This is a genomic window from Polaribacter sp. (genome assembly GCF_051251875.1).
GTDB lineage: Bacteria > Bacteroidota > Bacteroidia > Flavobacteriales > Flavobacteriaceae > Polaribacter.
This window is the reverse complement of record NZ_JBPOGL010000014.1, coordinates 38905-58983: the sequence shown is the minus strand read 5'-3', so window position 1 is coordinate 58983 and position 20079 is coordinate 38905. Positions and strand designations below refer to the sequence as shown.

Annotated in this window: 13 protein-coding genes; all 13 read left to right on the top strand. The window is 33.2% G+C overall.

Going from position 1 to position 20079, the window contains the following annotated elements:
* Positions 1 to 6 precede the first annotated feature (6 nt).
* The 13 genes from ACSHW5_RS08215 (at position 7) to ACSHW5_RS08155 (ending at position 20077) form a co-directional block, all read left to right on the top strand.
* On the top strand, positions 7 to 1152 hold the full coding sequence (locus tag ACSHW5_RS08215; protein WP_435675639.1) for an alpha-L-fucosidase: 1146 nt from the start codon (positions 7 to 9) through the stop codon (positions 1150 to 1152).
* A 64-nt stretch (positions 1153 to 1216) separates the two neighbouring features.
* Entirely contained in the window at positions 1217 to 3457 is a 2241-nt protein-coding gene (locus tag ACSHW5_RS08210; RefSeq protein ID WP_435675638.1) for a right-handed parallel beta-helix repeat-containing protein, read from the top strand.
* A gap of 227 nt (positions 3458 to 3684) precedes the next feature.
* Complete coding sequence (locus ACSHW5_RS08205) at positions 3685 to 5253, top strand: sulfatase family protein (protein WP_435675637.1); 1569 nt, start codon at positions 3685 to 3687, stop codon at positions 5251 to 5253.
* A gap of 89 nt (positions 5254 to 5342) precedes the next feature.
* Positions 5343 to 6932, top strand: coding sequence for an alpha-L-fucosidase (locus ACSHW5_RS08200; protein WP_435675636.1), 1590 nt, complete (start codon positions 5343 to 5345; stop codon positions 6930 to 6932).
* A 215-nt stretch (positions 6933 to 7147) separates the two neighbouring features.
* Positions 7148 to 8638 (top strand): sulfatase family protein, encoded by a 1491-nt coding sequence (locus ACSHW5_RS08195; protein ID WP_435675635.1) that lies wholly within the window; start codon positions 7148 to 7150, stop codon positions 8636 to 8638.
* A 173-nt stretch (positions 8639 to 8811) separates the two neighbouring features.
* Positions 8812 to 10320 (top strand): glycoside hydrolase family 172 protein, encoded by a 1509-nt coding sequence (locus ACSHW5_RS08190; RefSeq protein WP_435675634.1) that lies wholly within the window; start codon positions 8812 to 8814, stop codon positions 10318 to 10320.
* A 17-nt stretch (positions 10321 to 10337) separates the two neighbouring features.
* A complete protein-coding gene (locus ACSHW5_RS08185) occupies positions 10338 to 11483 on the top strand; it encodes a 3-keto-disaccharide hydrolase (protein ID WP_435675633.1) in 1146 nt (381 codons plus the stop codon).
* A 1-nt stretch (position 11484) separates the two neighbouring features.
* Positions 11485 to 12231: a ThuA domain-containing protein gene (locus tag ACSHW5_RS08180; RefSeq protein ID WP_435675632.1), complete on the top strand. Its 747-nt coding sequence runs from the start codon at positions 11485 to 11487 to the stop codon at positions 12229 to 12231.
* Between the two features lie 77 nt (positions 12232 to 12308).
* A complete protein-coding gene (locus ACSHW5_RS08175) occupies positions 12309 to 13805 on the top strand; it encodes an arylsulfatase (protein WP_435675631.1) in 1497 nt (498 codons plus the stop codon).
* A gap of 160 nt (positions 13806 to 13965) precedes the next feature.
* A complete protein-coding gene (locus ACSHW5_RS08170) occupies positions 13966 to 15441 on the top strand; it encodes a sulfatase-like hydrolase/transferase (RefSeq protein ID WP_435675630.1) in 1476 nt (491 codons plus the stop codon).
* Between the two features lie 9 nt (positions 15442 to 15450).
* The gene (locus tag ACSHW5_RS08165; protein ID WP_435675629.1) at positions 15451 to 16710 is read left to right on the top strand and encodes an alpha/beta hydrolase family protein; all 1260 of its coding nucleotides are present in this window, start codon (positions 15451 to 15453) and stop codon (positions 16708 to 16710) included.
* 12 nt (positions 16711 to 16722) lie between these two features.
* A complete protein-coding gene (locus ACSHW5_RS08160; protein ID WP_435675628.1) occupies positions 16723 to 18561 on the top strand; it encodes an alpha-L-fucosidase in 1839 nt (612 codons plus the stop codon).
* Between the two features lie 13 nt (positions 18562 to 18574).
* Positions 18575 to 20077 (top strand): sulfatase-like hydrolase/transferase, encoded by a 1503-nt coding sequence (locus tag ACSHW5_RS08155; protein WP_435675627.1) that lies wholly within the window; start codon positions 18575 to 18577, stop codon positions 20075 to 20077.
* Positions 20078 to 20079: the final 2 nt, after the last annotated feature.

The following is a 20079-nucleotide window of genomic DNA, read 5'->3' as shown; positions in this document are numbered from 1 at the left end:
TAAAATATGAGAATTAAAAATAAAAGTATTACCCTTATTTGTGCTATAACTATTATTAGTATTGTAGCTTGTAAGGAACAAACAAAAGAAAAGAAAGAAGGAAAATTGGAGATAGAAGTACCTTCTTATCTAAAAGGATATGAGGATGCTTATGCCGAAAACCCAAGAGCGGCAGCTTTGCAATGGTTTAAAGAAGCTAAATTTGGTATGTTTATTCATTATGGATTGTTTAGTTTAACAGAAGGATATTGGGGAGATATACATTCTAAACCTGCAGAATGGGTGCAATTGCGTGCAAAAGTTAGACCTGATGACTATGCAAAATTAGCAGATAAATTTACTGCTGAAAATTTTGATGCGGATTTAATTACAGATTTAGCTGTAGATGCCGGTATGAAATACATCAACATTACCACTAGACATCATGATGGTTTTAGTTTGTTCGATACAAAATTTAGTGATTTTAAAAGCACTAATAGTGCTGCAAAACGTGATTTGGTAGCTGAATTGGCAGCACAATGTCAAAAAAAGGGATTGGGCTTATTTTTTTACTATTCTCATGGACGAGATTGGAAACATGCGCATTCACCTAACAGAGAAGAATGGGGAGGAAACCCAAAACCAGATTACAATCCAAGAGAAGAATCGTATAAATATGGAGAGGAACATGACTTACAATTGTATGTAGATTTTATGAAAAATCAGATGACAGAATTGCTAACCAAATATGGACCAATAGCAGGAATCTGGTTAGATGGAAGAGCAGTACCTAGTTCTAGTCCCGAAAAAATACAGGAATTAAAAATACAAGAATTGTATGATCATATACATTCACTTCAACCTCAAGTACTTGTTTCTTACAAGCAAGGAGTTTTAGGAACAGAAGATTTTAAAGCGCCAGAGCGTCATTTTACAGGAGAATCTGATGTGCCTTTAGAAATTTGTAACACAATGCAGCCTTATGCTTGGGGATATGATAGAGATAACGATGTTGGGCATAAAACAGCAGATGAAGTAATGGAAATGTTAGCACACACAAAAAAGATGAATGCGAACTTATTGTTAAACATTGGTCCATTACCAGACGGAACTGTTTTTCCTGATGATATTACAACTTTAAAAGAAGTTGGGAAACGATTAAAGCTTAAATAAATTAAACTTTAAGACTTTTTATAAGTCTTACAAATGGAAACTATTTAACCCAATAAAAACAAGAATGAAAACGTTTTACAATTACTTAAAATTTCGTAGCATAGTTTCTGTTTTTGTTGTGGTTTTATTTACTGTTTCTGGTTGTAACAACCAGCAGCATAAAAATGAAATTTATGTTTCTATTACAGGTGATGATTCTGCAGAAGGTAGTGTTTCTAAACCGTTGGCTACAATTCCTGCGGCGGTAGAAAAGGTTAGAGACTTACGACAATTAGGCAATACAGAACCAATGACTATTTATCTTCGAGAAGGTCGTCATTATTTGAAAAAAACACTTGTTCTAGGTATTGATGATGGAATAACCACTTCTTTAGATAAAGTTGCAGATGAAGAATCAACAAAAGCGTATTTGACTTTTGCCGCTTATCCCAATGAAGAACCCATAATAAGTGCAGGAAAACCTGTAAATGGTTGGCAATTATTACAATCGCATTCAGAATTACCAGAAGTAGCTATGGGTAAAGTTTGGGTAGCAGATATTCCAGAAGGTTTAGATAAGTTTTACACGCTTTATGATAAAAAAGGACGTTTAAATCGTGCCAGAGCAGCAGGTTTTATACCTACTAAAATGGGTGATAAAAGAACGGTTTACTTCCCGAAGGGAAAAATAAAAAATTGGGAAAATTTTGCTGATGTTGAGCTAAATATAAGACCAAGTCGTGCTTGGATGATTAATATGCTTCCATTAGAATCGGTAGATGAGGAAAATATGATGGCAACTACCAAAGTATCTTCAACTTATGCAATGGGCGAATTAGCACATTGGGTACATAAAAAAGATGGCAATTCTGCTTGGATTGAAAATACGCTTGAAGCTTTGGATAAACCAGGTGAATGGGTAGTAAATTCCAAAACTCGAAAAATCTATTTATGGCCAGTTAATAAAGCGGAAGATGGTTCTCCTAAAGGAATTTTGGCCCCAACAACAAGTGAATTGATTCGTGTAGCGGGACATATAGATTATGAAGGATCTGAAGACAAACCTGTAAAAGGCATTTCATTTTCTGGAATTACATTTTCTCATGCAGATCGAAGAGCATGGACAAGTAATGAAGATCAATTAGGTTGGGGTATGCAACATGATTGGGATATGTTTGATAGACCTACAGCAGCATTACGTTTTAGAGGTGCAGAAGATTGTGAAATCATCAACTGTAAGTTTGTAAATTCTGGTGGTTCAGGTGTTCGATTTGATTTGCATGCACAAAAAAATAAAGTGAAAAATTGTGAATTTGCGCATTTAGGTGAAGCAGGAATTTTATTAGCAGGTTATGGACCTGGTACCAAAGATGTAAACCATCATAATAAAATTATCAATAATCACATTCATCACTTTAGTGAAATCACCTGGCATTCTCCAGGAATATGGGCGTGGCAAAGTGGTTACAATCGCATTGCTAATAATTATATACACCATAGTGGGTATGCCGGAATTTTGATTACCAATCGTGTAGAACCAGATAGAAGAATAAATGGTGAAGGAGGAAGAACAGTCAGACATCATGAAATTCCTGATGAGGTTAAAAAAAACACAAAAGAGACCTACGAAAACTGGAAGGTTCGTGAAAAATACAATCATTCACGTCATAATATTATAGAATATAATGAAATTACAAATGCGGTACAATTATTGTCTGATGGTAACTGTATTTATGTTTCTGGCGCCGGAACAGGCAATATCGTTCGCTATAATTATTTACACGACAATTTAGAGCATTCAATGCCGGCACCTATTCGATGTGATGATGATCAACATGAAACCTTGATTTTAGGAAATGTACTTTATAATAATTACGCTTTTAGTGCAGGTATTGCATCTAAAGGAGTCAATGATATTATCAACAATGTAATTGTAGCACCAAGAGTTGCACCAAGGTTTGGTTATATCAGTTTTGAATGGGTTCCTGTAACAGGATCAAAAGTATATCACAATATTATTGTTTCTCATCCAACAGGAGGAAATGCCTATGCAGAAAGACCGAAAAAGGATCAAGTAACAAATCTTCCAAATTTATCTCAAACAGAAATGGACGGGAATTTATATTTCAATCCTGTAAATTCCAATTGGATGGATGCGCATTTAGCTAGAATGCAAGCTATAAATAAAGAGAAAAAAAGTTTGTTTGGGGACCCGATGTTTATCGATATAGAAAATGGAAATTTTGGGTTTAAAGAAGGAAGTCCAGCATTAAAACTCGGTATTGAACCTCTTGATATAAGCAAGATGGGAATCATTAAAAAATAGTTTAATTTTTTTTAAGATTTTCTTTATTATGCTGTAAAAAAGCCTGTTGAAGATTATAAGAATTCAAATATGATAGTTTTTAGCAAGTTAATAGTTGTTATGAGCAAGGTTGTTAAGATGTATTAGTTCAAATTTGTAATCAAAAAAATAAATTCTTATTCAAGAGCAAAAAAAAGTTATAAGTATTCAAAAAAATTATTCCATTGCTCTTTAAATGTATTTAAAAAATGAAACAAAAACTATTAGTTGTCATCTCGTTATTCTTAATTTATTCAGTAAGTGGTCAAAAAAAATCTCAACAAAAAAAACCAAACATTATTTACATATTAGCAGATGATTTAGGTATTGGAGATTTAAGTGTTTACAATGAAAAGGGCAAAATTAATACGCCGCATTTAGACAATTTAGCTGCAGAAGGTATGCGGTTTACAGATGCACATACGTCATCTTCTGTTTGTACACCAACTAGATATGGTATTATTACGGGAAGGTATAATTGGAGAACTCCATTAAAACAATTTGTTACATGGGGAACTTCTCCAATGTTGATAAAAGATGAACGTTTTACCGTAGCAGATTTGTTACAACAAAATGGCTATAATACGGCAAATATAGGTAAATGGCACATGGGGTTAAATTGGACACTGAAAGATAGCAGTCAGGAATTAGAACATTACTCAAGTGTGAAAGACAAGTATCCAATAAATCAATTAGATTATTCGAAACCATTGAAAAAAGGAGCTTTAGATTTAGGTTTCGATTACTCGTATTTATTAGCAGCATCTTTAAACATGCCTCCTTTTGTGTATGTAGAGAATGATAAAGTAGTGATGCAGCCAAATGGTATTTCTGAACAAAAGAGAAAAACGAATAAATACGCGTATTGGATAAAGGGGCCTATTTCAAATGATTTTAAACATGAAGAAGTATTGCCTGTTTTTGTAGACAAAACAGTTTCTTATATCAAAGAAAACGCAAAAGACGACAAACCTTACTTTATCTACTTACCGTTACCAGCACCACACAATCCTATTTTACCTATTGCTCCTTGGAAAGGAAAAAGTAAAATAAACCCTTATGCAGATTTTGTTTTAATGATTGATGATTTAATGGGAAATATATTTAAAGCGATTAAAGAAAGTGGTGAAGAAGACAATACAATTGTAATTTTTACGAGTGATAATGGATGCGCCGCAAATGCTAATTATAAAGTATTAAAAGCGAAAGGACACAACCCAAGTTATATATATAGTGGAAACAAAGGAAGTTATTTAGAAGGAGGGCATCGTGTACCGTTTATTGTAAAATGGCCTGAAAAAATTAAAGCAAACTCTATTTCTGATGCAACAATTTGTACCACAGATTTTATGGCTACTTGTGCAGATATTGTAGATTATAACTTAAAAGACAATGAAGCTGAAGATAGTTATACTATGTTGCCTTTGTTATTACAAAAAGAAGGATATACTAGAGAAGCAACTATTCATCACAGTAAAGAAGGTGTTTTTGCCATCAGAAAAGGAGATTGGAAATTAATTGTAGCTGCAAATACTGGTTTAAACGCAGTTGGACGACCAGATAAAAAGGGCAAAGATCTTCCTGAAAACATTTTATATAATTTAAAAACAGATGTTGGAGAGCACGAGAATTTAGCAGAAAAACATCCTGAAAAAGTAACCGAATTGAAGCAATTATTAATCAAACAGATTAATAATGGAAGAAGTACTCCAGGTAAAGTACAAAAGAATGATGCTATTGATTTTGTATGGAAACAAGCTTCTTTTGCTAAAAGATAAAGTAAGTTTTTTATAGAAATTGGGTTTATGGAAAACAAAAATAAACGCCCAACTAAAATCAATTTTAGAATTAATATCGATACAGAATTATGAAAAAAATAGTTATAGGATTTCTGATCCATCTATTAATCATTCAAGTTAGCTTCTCACAAGAAAAAGTGTGGAGCGAAACAGAGGCTGAAAAGGTTGAAAGAATGGCATGGTGGTCAGATGCTAAGTTTGGAATGTTTGTGCATTGGGGCGTTTATTCAGCTTTTGGAGGCGAATGGAATGGTATTGATTATGGAAAAGAAATGGGAGGTGGAAGTGCAGAGTGGATTTACCTTTTAGCTGATATTCCTAAAGAAGCGTATGAAAAAAAAGCACAACAATTTAATCCGGTAGATTATAAACCTGCAGAATGGGTAAAAATGGCAAAGGATGCAGGTATGAAATATATGGTGCTAACTACAAAGCATCATGATGGGTTTGCAATGTTTGACACAAAAGCTTCTGATTGGAATATTGTAAAATCGTCTGCTTATAAAAAAGATTTGTTAAAAGAATATATAGACGAATGTCATAAACAAGGCATGCGTGTTGGAATTTATTATTCACATGAAAAAGATTGGTATCACTATAAAAAAGTAAGAAGAAATGCTGCCGAAGTGCCAGAAGAGTATAAAAAAATAGTAAAAACGCATTTAGAAGAATTGCTTACCAATTATGGTCAAATTGACTTGATTTGGTTTGATATGGGAGTCAAAAGACATGCAGATTTAAACAAAATGTGTTATGATTTGGTTCGAAAATACCAGCCAGAATGTATTGTTAGCAGTCGTATTGGAAATAATCTTGGCGATTATGAAAACTTAGGAGATCGTGAATTAGCATCTCCTGGCGCTGAAGGATATCTTGAATCTATAATGACTTTAAGACATAATTGGGGCTATGACAAAAATGATTCAAATTGGAAACCTTCAGAGGAAGTGATATCCATGTTGTCTAAATGTGCCTGTAGAAATTCAAACTTTTTATTAAATATTGGTCCAGGTCCTGATGGCTGTTTTACTCCAGAAGAAACTGTTCGTTTAAAAGATATTGCACAATGGACAAAAGCTAATGGAGCATCTATTTATAAAACTAAAGGCTCACCTTTTAAAGGAGAATATAAATGGGGTTCTATCACAACAAAAGAAAAAAAGGTTTATTTACATCTTTTTGGTGATGAAAATAAGACCATAAATATAAACGGGATTAAAACCAAAGTAAATAAGGCGTATGTATTAGGTACAAATACAGCTGTGGATTTTACACAAAATACAGATAATGCAACTATAAAAGCAACTGTTCCAGAAGAAACTTATAATCAAACATTACCTGTAATTGTCTTAGAGTTGAATGGTGAATTAGAAGTAGATTTAGAAAACGGACCCACATGGATTCCGCCTACTATTCATCATACAAAACGTAAAGAAACTACGGGGTTGTTACTTACAACTGATGGAGTAAATTTTGTGCTAAATGATACTAAAAAACAACATTCATTTAGTGTAAATGATCAAATACAATATCGTATTAATAATCAAGGAGATATTCAAATAGTTCCTGATTTAAAACTGATAAAAAATAACAAATATAAAGTGGTATGTACTACAGGAAAAAATCCTGTTGTAGAGATTATTACATTAATGAAATAGTATTATTGGTAATTGTATTTTTTAAAAAATACAGTTAAACCTGACCTAAAGGCATCATTATACAAGATAAAAATAGAAGTGAGGAGAATATTTACATTTAGAAGACTTGTATCCTAAAAACCTAAAAGAATTATAGCAGTTATTAATCAAACAAATTAACAAGGAAATAAATATATCGTATGAAAAACGTTCTTAGACTTTGCATAATCTTAATTATGAGTCAGTCATCTTTTGCTTTTCAGATTAAGCAGAAACCACCTAATATTGTTTTAATTAATGCAGATGATTTAGGCTATGGAGATTTAGGATGTTATGGTGCCACAAAACTTCAAACGCCAAATATTGATAAATTAGCCAAAGAAGGACGAATGTTTACGGATGCGCATTCAGCTTCAGCTGTATGTACCCCATCACGATATGCCTTAATTACAGGTGAATACCCAATTAGACACGGGAATTTAAACAAACCTATTTTTCTTAAAGACAAATTAGTAATTGATACCCAAAAAGAAACTATAGCATCAGTGTTAAAAAAGGCAGGTTATGCAACAGCTTGTGTTGGCAAATGGCATTTAGGCTTTGGAACAAAAGAGCCCGTTGATTGGAACAAACCATTAAACCCTGGACCAAATGAACTTGGTTTTGATTATTACTACGGCGTACCAGTGGTAAATAGTCATCCTCCTTTTGTGTATGTAGAGAACCATAATGTGGTTGGATTAACGGAAGACGACCCATTTGTGTATGGAAAAAAAGCGAATACAAAAGAAGTTTTTGAAAAAATGAATTTGGATGATATTGGAGGAGCCGATAATGCCCATGCATTATATGTTGATGACCAAGTAGGAACCCATTTAAAAGATAAAGCTATTGGTTGGATGAAAGAACAAAAAGACAACCCTTTCTTTTTGTATTTTGCTACAACAAACATTCACCATCCGTTTACGCCAGCACCACAATTTATAGGAACTAGTGAAAGTGGCTTGTATGGCGATTTTGTTCATGAGTTAGACTGGATTGTTGGTGAGGTTATGCAAACGCTTGAAGAAATGGGAGAGGCAGATAATACCTTAGTCATATTTACAAGTGATAATGGCGGCATGTTTAATGCTACTGGTCAAAAAGCTTGGAAAGATGGACACAAATTAAATGGTGATTTACTAGGTTTTAAGTTTGATGCTTGGGAAGGTGGGCATCGTATTCCTTTTATAGCGCATTGGCCTAATAAAATTGATGGAGGTGAGGTGTCTAATCAATTGATTTGTAATGTAGATATGTTAGCAACTTTCGCAGCACTTACAGAACAGGAATTGGAGCAAGGACAAGGACAGGATAGTAAAAATATATTGAAAGCCATTACTGGCGAAACCAATAAGCAGATAAGAGACGAAGTGCTTCTAGCACCAAAAAGAAAATCTCATTTGGCAATTCGTAAAGGAAATTGGTTATATATCGGTGCTCAAGGTGGAGGTGGCTTTGGTTCCAAAAAACAAGGGACACATTCTTTTGGAGGACCAGCAGCGATAACTTTTGCAGGAGAAGTTAATAGTGATATTAAGGATGGTAAAATAAAAGCAAATGCACCACTTGCACAGCTGTACAATTTGAAAACGGATTTGTATCAAACAAAAAATTTGTATAGCCTTTATCCTGAAAAAGTATTAGAGATGAAAGCATTACTAAAATTGTATCAAAGTAAAAAGTAAAGAAACCAATTAAATTAGTCTTGCCAATTAAAAATTATTTTAAAAAGTATACAATGAAAAATCTGAAAATAACTAAAATATTAATCTTAAGCCTGATCTTATTAATAACAACGGTCTCATTTTCTTACTCCCAATCAAAAAAGAATATCAGTATAGAGACACTTCTTCACGAAATGATAGATCGTGATATGGTGGCAAGTTTTCCACAAAAAGATTTTCGTTTAAAACAAGAGAGCAGTTATAATCGTGCTTCTGTAAGTCCAAAAGATTCAGTAGGATGGTTCAATAACAAGGATAATAACACGAATGATTCCCATGAAAATTTTATCAGAATTGAAGAAAATAATGGGCGGAAAGAATGGGTTTTAATGGATCATAAAGGGGTTGGAGCTATTGTACGTACTTGGATGCCTTTTAGATCTACGAAAAAAGTAAACACCAATAGTATTATTAAGATTTATTTGGATGGAGCTACAGAACCAACGCTTCAAGGAAATATGCTTAATCTATTAAACGGAACAGGTTTGATTCCTTTTCCACTGGCTCATAAATCTTTACGTTCGGCAGTTTCGTTTTTTCCAATTCCGTATGCAAAAAGTTGTAAAATTACAGTAACAGAACGACCGTTTTTCTATCAATTTACATATCGAGAATATCCTGAAGGAACAAATGTGAAGACTTTTACCATGGATGATTTCCATAAAGCAAAAGACCAAATAAAACAGGTTTGTGAAACTCTTATAGCTCCAGAAAATACCTCTGAAGGAACAACCGTAATGTTAAAAGAAACAGTAAACTCTAAAGAGGAAAAATCTATTGTATTGCCAAAAGGAACTGCAGCAGTTCGTGCACTTTCATTGAAACTTGGTAATTATCAAGATTCATTAATAACACGTTCTATTATTCTTAAAATGGAGTTTGACGGTAAAGAAACAGTTTGGTGTCCTATCGGCGATTTTTTTGGCTCAGGAATTGGTTTAAATCCATTCCAAGGATGGTATAGAACTGTTTCAGAAGACGGAACTATGTCTTGCCGTTGGGTAATGCCTTATCAAAAATCTGCTAAAATATCGGTACTCAACTTAAGTAACCAACCTGTTGATGTTGAGTTGAATACAGTTACTGGAGATTGGAAATGGGATGAAAACAGCATGTATTTTAATGCGGCATGGAGAGGGCAAAACCCTGTTCCAACACGTCCTTTTTCTGATTGGAATTATGTTACTCTTAAAGGCCGTGGCGTTTATGTAGGTGATGCTTTAACAATTATGAATCCTGTAGAAAAATGGTGGGGAGAAGGTGATGAAAAAATATGGGTAGATGGAGAAGATTTTCCTTCTATTTTCGGTACAGGTACAGAAGATTATTATGGATACTCTTGGGGAGGTATGAGCACTGATTTTTACGAACATCCTTTTCATGCGCAACCATACAGTCACAAGTATAATAAATTAAATAGAAAAACAATTATAGGAGAACGAAACACCAAAGGATATAGTACAGAAACTCGTACTCGATCTTTAGACGTGATGCCTTTTAGCAGCTCTCTTCAACTAGATATGGAAGTTTGGAGCTGGAATGATTGTGATATGGCGTATGGTGTAGGGGTTTATTGGTATGGAGATGCTACAACTACTTCAAATCGTGTTCCAGATGAAAAAGGTGTAATGTCTGCTCATTAATTACTCATAAATATAAAATGAAAGAATTTAAATCTTCATGTTTTTTCTTATTGCTATTGATGTTAGCAGGAAGTATTAGAGCACAAAACCTAGTGAAAAACTACAGTTTTGAGCAAGAAAATTCCGTTTGGAAATCAGAAGGAGATCTAATGGAAAGACATCATCATAGCATTTTAGGTGTAACTCCTGTAACTGGAGAATATTATGCTGAATTGGCCAATAATAAAGGGTATAAACTCTTTCAAGAATTTGAAGTAGAAAAAGGAGCTTTTTATGAAGTTTCGTTTTATGCAAGAGCAAGACCTAGAGTTACAGACCAAGAAAGCTACTTTGTTTTTAAGGTAGATGAAAATTTAGAAGCTAAAATTCAACCTGATTTGGGCAAATGGAATAGGTATGTTTATACTGTTGAAGCTTATAATTCAAAAATGATGATTTCGTTTGAAGATACTTATTTTGGTAAAGAAGGTATTGGAGCTATGGTTGATGATGTAGAAGTTAAGAAACTAAAACCTGTATTTAGTCAAATTTTTAATGCTAAGAATTTAGCAGGATGGAAACTTTATGCAGAAACCAAAGATCTTGAAAAAGACTATTTTAAAGTGGTAGATGGTGCTATTGTTTGCAATACTATAGGAGATAAAGATCATGGTTTTTTGTGGTTATTTTATGAAGAAGAATTAGCTGATTTTGAATTGAAATTAAAAATTCAAGCGCATAAAGACAGTCCAGGTAATAGTGGTATTCAAGTAAGAAGTAAATACGGTTTAGATGATGATGTTGATGGACCTCAAATTGATATTCATCCACCGCGTTCAGATCGCTCAGGTTTGTTATATGATGAAACCGATGGTTATGACCATTGGTTATATCCTAAAACTTCAGGAATGGGACTTTCGCCAGAAGTGGCAAATAACAAATCCACATTTTATTACGCAGATGATGAGCCTTCATGGAACGAACTCCATATAATTTGTAAAGGAACACACATTAAAACTATTTTAAACGGTACAATAGTTACAGACTTTAATGGACAAGGTATTTTAAACGATGCCATTCATATAAAACAACAAGTAGGAATGAGTGGAAAAATAGCGCTACAAGTGCATGCAAGACATGAAATTCTAATTGCATTTAAAGATATTCAATTAAAAAAATTATAAGATGACAGACTATAAAAAAGTATTTTTATTTCTAGCTTTTATCATTAGCGCTTCTATTCTACAAGGTCAGGTAAATAAATTTTACGATTATAAAGATAGAAGTCCAGAAGGTAAAATACATATTTTATACACTGCAGGAGGTAGCTATCATGATCACCTTAGTGTAGCTGCTATACTTAGACGTTTTTTAGAAGTACGTCATAATTATTATGTAACTTATACAGAAGATTACAGTGTATTCACCCGTTCATTAGATAAATATGATGTGATTATCTTTAATGGAATGCCTAAAAAACTTGAGCAAGAAGAGTTGGATGGATTTCTTAAAGCAGTTAGTGAAGGAAAACCAGTTCTTGGATTACATTCAGCAATAGCAGCTTTTGCTAAAGAAAAAGTACAGCGTCAAGAATATGATAAAGTGTTAGGAGCTCATTTTGCTGGTCATCCTCCAATTCACAGATTTCCAGTTCAAATAAAAAAAGAAGACCATTCTATAACTCAAAATATAGGTTCTTTTGAAATATATGATGAAATGTATTTCTTAGGAAACGTGCAAGAAGGATCAACCGTTCTTTTAGAAGCAGAACACAGCGAACGAGGAAAAACTTCAATTGCTTGGGTTCGAAAATATGGAAAAGGAAAAGTCTTTTACACTTCTTTAGGTCATGGTGTAGGAGCCGCAACAAATAAATATTTTCAGCAGTTACTTTTAAACAGCCTTGAATGGTTATTAGAGGAAGATAAATAATTGTTGAAAACACAGTAGTTAATATAAATAAGAATCGTTTACTCAAATAATAACAAATATAAATTAAATCTATTCCAATGAATTATTCCAATTTTAAAAAATCTATTCTGTCAGTTTTGTTTTTACTTTTAGTTTTTTCATGTACAAACGCTCAAGAAAAAAAGCTAAAAAATACCAAACCCAATATTATTTTGGTGATGACGGATGACCAAGGAATGGGAGATTTGGCTTGTATGGGAAATCAAGTATTAAAAACACCAAATATTGATGCCTTTTATGAAAAATCGACACGTTTTACTGACTTTCAAGTAAGTCCTACTTGTGCACCAACAAGGTCTGCAATTATGAGCGGAAATCGTCCTTTTGAAGTTGGTGTAACGCATACAATTTTACAACGAGAACGCATGTCACAAGATGTTTTTACAATGCCGCAAGCATTGCAATCTGCTGGTTATAAAACAGGTCTTTTCGGAAAATGGCATTTGGGAGATGAAGAAGAATATCTTCCATCAAACCGCGGGTTTGACGAAGTGTTGATGCATGGTGGTGGAGGAATTGGCCAAACCAGATATGGTGATTTTCCAGCGAATGAAGAAAACTTGTATTTTGATAATGTGTTGCTTCATAATAAAACGATTGTTAAAACAAAAGGTTTTTGTACAGATGTGTTTTTTGATGCAGCAATGGCATGGGTAAAAAAACAAAATGAAACAGATGAGCCTTACTTTGCTTATGTTTCTTTAAATGCACCACATGCACCATTAGTTGCTCCAGAAAAATATAAAAAACGTTTTCTAGATTTAGGATATGATCAAGGTACAGCAGGACGTTATGGAATGATTGAAAACATTGATGATAATTTTGGTGCAATGATGCAGAAATTAGAATCTTGGAATGCCTTAGAAAATACACTTGTTATTTTTATGACAGATAATGGAGCTACACATTTAAGTGGTAAATTGAATGGAAAAAAATTAAAGCACTTTAATGCCAATTTAAGAGGAGGAAAAAACTCTCCTTTTGAAGGAGGAACACATGTACCTGCTTTTTGGTATTGGAAAGGCAAATTAGGTACAGGTGTTGATATTGATAAATTGGTTTCTCATATCGATTTATATCAAACTTTTACAGAAATTGCAGGAGTTGAGTTGCCAAAAAAAATGCAAAAATTAAGTGGTCGTTCTTTGTTGCCACTTATAAAGAATCCTAATGCAGAATGGTCAGATAGAGAATTATTTATACACTGTGGTCGTTGGAGTGATGGTAAAAGAGAGCAATTTAAATTTAAAAAGTCAGCTGTTAGAACACAACAATGGCGTTTTAGTAATAATAAAGAACTTTTTGATATTTCTGTAGATCCTTTTGAAAAAAATGATGTAGCAGCAGAACACCCTGAAGTAATTGCAGGATTGCAAAAATCTTTCGATAAATGGTGGGAAAATGTAAAACCATTAATGGTAAATGAAGGTTTGCCTAAAGTAGCTCCAGAAGATCAACCTTTTGCAAAGCGTTACAATAAGCAGTTAAAAAAACAGGGAATTCCTAATTGGGCACCTGAAAATACTGACAATTAAATTATATATAATTTTTTTGTTGTTGATAAGTTATGATGTCATAAAACAGTAAAAAAACTATCAATTTTGAAATAAAAAGTAAAAGAACCTTGCAAAAAAAGATCTGATTAATATGAAAATCTCTTTGATTGAGTAATAAAATTTTATAAAAACAGCTAAAATGAAATTTATCAAATATATCACTCTAACAATTTTAACATTCTTGATGTTAAGTTGTAGTAGTAAAACAAATAAAAAAATAGAAAAACGCCCTAATTTTTTAATTGTTTTGGTAGATGATCAGTCTGCTGTAGATTTAAAAATGTACAACCCAAATTCCATTTTAGAAACCCCAAATATTGAAAAATTGGCCGCTTCAGGAATGGTTTTCGATGATGCTCGTAATATGGGTGCTATGATTGGGGGAGTTTGTACCCCTTCCAGACACATGATTATGAGTGGGCGTACACTTTGGAATTTACCCGCTTTTAGAGGTAATAAGAATCCGAATGCTCCAGAAAATTTAGAGTTACAAACTATTGGATCCGTTTTTAATAGAGCAGGTTACAAAACCATGAGAACTTGTAAAAAAGGAAACTCTTATTCAGCTGCAAATAAGCAATTTACTGTTGTTAGAGATGCAACAAAAAGAGGCGGAACTGAAGAAAGTGGAAGTGCATGGCATTCAAAACAAGTTTTAGATTATTTAGGTAATCGAGAAAACACAAAAGAAGACGATCCTTTTCTTATTTATTTTGGATTTTCTCATCCACATGATACACGAGATGGTACTCCTGAATTATTAAAAAAGTATGGGGCAATAAATCATACAGATAAAAATAATCCTCCACCTTTGAATCCTCATCAACCGGAGTTGCCTAAAAATTACTTAGACAAACATCCATTTTTTCATGGACATCCAAATTTAAGAGATGAAGAACGAGTATCTGGGGTTTGGAAACGAAGAGATAAACAAACCATTAAAAATGAGTTAGGAAGGGAATATGCCGCTTCTGAGAACATTGATATTCAATTAGGAAAAGTCTTGGGTAAATTGAAAGATATGGGAGAACTAGACAATACGTATATCATTTATACATCAGATCATGGTATTGCAATTGGTAGTCATGGATTAATGGGAAAACAAAACTTATATGAACATTCATGGAAAGTACCTTTTATAATCAATGGACCCAATATCAAACCAAATAGTCGTGTTAAAGGCAATATTTATCTATTAGACATACTACCAACTTTATGTGATTTGGCAAGTATAAAAATACCAGAAACAGTACAAGGGAAGAGTTTTAAATCCATCTTAGAAGGCAAAGAACAATCGTTAAGAGATATAGTTTATGGCGTGTATAGTGGAGGTAGTAAGCCAGGAATGCGTGCAGTTAAAAAAGATGATTGGAAGCTAATTAAATATGATATGATGAATGGCGAAATTCGTGAAACACAACTATTTAACCTAGCAGAAAATCCTAATGAATATTTACCTGAACATCATAAAAATAAGGAGATGTTAACCAATTTAGCTAATAATCCTAAATACAAGAATAAATTAGAAGAAATGGAAACCTTATTGCTTGCTCAAATGAAAGAGCATAATGATCCGTATCGATTATGGAATCAGCAAACAGAGGGCATACAATAATAATTAAGGATGGTTTTAAAATTTTGTGGAAATATAAGACAGAGATGTACAAAACAACTATTATTTGTTTTGTTTTATGCTGTTGGTTTTTTATTAGTAGCACAAAATAATCCGAAAAACTTACATGAGTTATTAGATTCAAAAGTGTTTCTAGCTCCTAAGATGTATTGGGAACCGTCTAAAGATCAAGGAGAAATTAAGGCGTTGTTTTTTGAAACTCTTGATTATAAAGGAAAACCAACAAGAGCTTTTACATACTTAGGAATTCCAAAAAGTAATACGCCTGTTCCTGCAATGGTTTTGGTGCATGGTGGTGGTGGAAGGGCATTTCACGAGTGGGTAAAAATTTGGAATGATAGAGGATATGCTGCTATAGCCATGAGTTTAGAAGGATTTATGCCTAATGAAACAGGACAAGGAAAATTTACATATGAATATAGTGGTCCACAACGTGTAGGACAATTTGATGATATTGATGTACCTCTTACGGAACAATGGATGTATCATGCGGTTTCTGATATTCTAATAGCACATTCCCTTTTGGCTAAAATGCCAGAAGTAGATGCAACCCGTATTGGAATTACAGGAATTTCTTGGGGAGGTATTTTAAGTAGTTTAGTATCTGGAATTGATGATAGATTAAAATGTGCTATACCCGTTTATGGAGCAGGATTTTTGCATGAATCAAAAGGACATTTTGGAGTATTTAGAAGTAATAATAAGTTTATAGAGGAGAAGAAATTTTGGGATCCAGCAAATCAATTTAAAACGGGTTCGGTTCCTACGCTTTGGGTAAATGGAGATAGTGATGCTCATTTTTCTTTGAACATCACCTCTAAATCCTTTCAGGTAACTGAAAATCATGCATACATGACCATTCATCCTAGTATGAAACATGGTCATCCACCTGGGTGGAAACCAGAAGAAGTACCGGAGATTTATGCTTTTGCAGATGCTATTTTAAAAAAGACAGAATTACCTTTTGGACGAATTGTAAAGCAACCAAAAGGACGGAGAATAAATTTGAAATATACTTCTGAAGTTCCAATAACTGAAGCTACAGTATATTATCTAAATGAAGAATTAACCTATAGAAAAGAACCAGATGCAAAACATCCTCAACCAAGTAATTGGCAGAAGATGACAGCAATAGTTGACGATAGAAAACAAACAGTATGCGCTAAACTCCCCAAGGGAGCAAAAACCTATTATGTGAATTTAAAAGATTCACGAGGTTTTATCATATCATCAACATTGGTTCAATTATAAAAGAAATAAATAATGAGAAAAGGAATAGAATATGTTTTATTAACCATTTTGATGCTTTCAACAAATTTGTTGTCTGCTCAAAATGAAAATAAACCTTCCGATGATGAATTAATGGGCTGGTTTAGAGAAGCAAGATTTGGAATGTTTATTCATTTTGGAGCATCCACATCAGAAGATTATTTGGTAGAAGGGGGTAATAAAACAGAACGATATGAGAATTCAGTAAAAAACTTTAATCCTGTTGATTTTGATGCCAAAGAATGGGTGCGAATTGCCAAAGATGCAGGTATGAAATACATCGTTTTTACCACAAAACATCATGATGGTTTTTGCAAATGGGATTCGAAACTAACAGAATGGGATGTGATGGATGCAACTCCTTTTAAAAGAGATATTGTTGGAGAATTGGCAGCAGCATGTAAAGAAGCAGGTATTGAACTTGGTTTTTATTATTCAATTGCAGATTGGTATCATCCAGAATATGATGCTACTTATAGTAACCGAAATGGGTTTCATTTTAACCCAAATCCAGATGCTGATATTACAAAATACATGGATTTTATGTATGGTCAGATAAAGGAATTGTGCGAAAATTATCAACCTAAATTATTTTGGTTTGATGGATCTGCAGGTTTCAGAAATAAAAACAGAAAACGATTATTAGGTCAACAAGAAATGATGGATTTGTTAAATTCTTATGGCGCAATTTCTAATAGTCGTTTGGGAGATGATGATACCTTAGAGTATGTAAATTATCTTTCAATGGGAGATAATATGACACCTTCGGGCAACATTGGTATAGATTTTGAATCTGCTCAAACCATGAACGATAATTGGCATTTTACGGCTGGTGATGATAATTGGAAATCTGCAGCAACAATGCTTAAAAAACTAACAAACATTGCAGGTAATGGTGGAAATTATTTGCTAAATGTTGGTCCAAATAGTAAAGGTGTTATTCCTTCAGCATCGAAAGAGAGATTAAAAATAATGGGGAATTGGCTTCAGAAAAACGGAAAAGCCATTTACGGAACAAAAGCAGGTCCTTATCCTTATGAATTTAATTGGGGTTCTATTACACAGAGTACGGAAGGTAATACCACAACACTTTATCTGAATGTGGTAGATTGGCCAAAAGAGGGTGTTTTTAAATTATACGGACTCAACAACAAAGTAGAAAAAGTATCACTTTTAGCAAGTGGGAATACACTTTCTTATAAAACAAAATTTAATGCGGCTGCAGGTGTAAATGTGATTTCTATTGATGTGTCCAAAACAGCACCAGATTCGTATGTTTCAGTGATTGCATTAAAAATTGAAGGAGCTCCAAAGATGGATCAAACCTTTTTGCAACAACAAGATGGTACCGTTATTTTAGATGCATTTAGAGCTACCGTTCATGATAAAGACATTGTTGCCAACAAAGCACTTAGACCTTTAGATCAAAGATTATTTACAGTGATGAAAAAAGGAAAAGGGATAATGCCAGCAAGAGGAATGACTGTTGGACTAAATAAAGAAGGAGAAGCACTAAGTTGGGATTTTAGAATTCTAAAACCAGGAACTTACAAAGTAGCTGTATTAAGTAGCGTTAGTGAGCACGATAAATGGAAATCAGATGGTAGCATGCGTGTTAGTGTTGCAGGAAAATCTGTTGAAAATAAATTGATAGAACAAGAACGTTGGAATAATGAAAGAATGGCAACAGAAATGAAATGCTCAGTTGCTATCTTAGGAAAAATAAAAATTAATACGCTGGGTATGCAAACGCTTACGCTTGAAGTTACTTCAGATTTTAATAATGAAACACCTAATATTATAAATGTACAACTTTTACCAATTGATAATTAATAAATCCTTTAAAATGAAAAAACTTGTATTGTTGTTTTACTTATTATTTAATTTGGTGGGTTTTGCCCAACAACCAAATATTATTTTTTTGATGACAGATGATCAACGTTGGGATAATTTTGGATGTTATGGAAGGCCAGAGTTTAAAACTTTAAACATAGATAAATTAGCAGAAGAAGGAGTTGTATTTGACAGAGCCTATTATCCTGTTGCAATTTGCATGCCTAGTAGAGCTACTATAATGTCTGGGCGTTATTTGTCTAATCATAGAGTGGGCTTTTCTTATCCTAACAACCTCACTTTTTCAAAGACAGATTTTAAGGATTCTTATCCAGCTAGATTAAAAAAATCTGGATATCGTACAGGATTTGTTGGCAAGTTTGGTTTCCCTGTTACTGAAAAAGCTTACCATGCAGAAGGTGGAGTTTCTGGTTATGATTTGCAAGAAAATCTAGGAGAATACTTCGACTTTTTTGCGGGTAATGGAGTGCATTTTAGAGGTGCTTTTAAAATGTGGCCAGAGGATGCAACCTTAAAGAAAATTTATGATAAAGACAGACCTCTGAATGAAAGAACGTTAAAAACGGGAGATGCAATGTTGCATTTTTTAGATACGCAACCAAAAGACGAACCATTTTGTTTGTCTGTTAGTTTTTATGCTGTAAAAAATGACAAAGATAGAGATATGTATCCTCCTCATGTAAAGGAATTTGAGGATAAAAACTTTAGTGTTCCAGAAAATTGGGTTGAAGGAAAAAACACCAAACTACCCGAATTGTTAGACAATTGGAGAGGAGTGCCACTTCATAAAAAACGAACATCAACTCCAGAATTATATCAAAAATTAGTTAGAAGATTTGCAACGCAAGGATATACTGTAGATCAACAAGTAGGTAGATTGGTTGATAAATTAGAAGAAATGGGGATTCTTAATAATACCATAATTATTTACACGAGTGATAATGGACGTTTTCATGGTTCACAAGGTTTATATGATAAAGCAATTCTTTATGAAGAATCTATAAAAGCGCCTTTAATTGTATTTGATGGTCGTAAAACAAAAGAAAAAAGAGGATATAGAGAACCTGCATTTGTGTCTGCTGTAGACATAGCACCAACCATATTGTCTTTTGCAGGTATAGAAACTCCTGAAAAGATGCAAGGAAAAAGTTTTATGGGGATATTAGATAAAACTCAAAATATGGAACATTGGCAGAAATCTGTGTATTCAGAAAGTCTTTTTATTACCAATTTACATTCCAAAAGAAAATACCCAGATTTTGAAATAGCAAATCAGGATATTATTAAAGCCAATAAATCGTATAGATCTAGAGGGGTAAGAAATGATAGATATAAATACATCATTTACTATGAACATACTCCTGTAATTGAGGAATTATATGATTTAGAAAATGACCCTCATGAAATGAATAATTTAGTACATAATGAAAAATATACTAAAGTAGTAAAGAGGCTTAGGGAAGAAACAAAAAACACACATCAAAGAATCAAATAAAA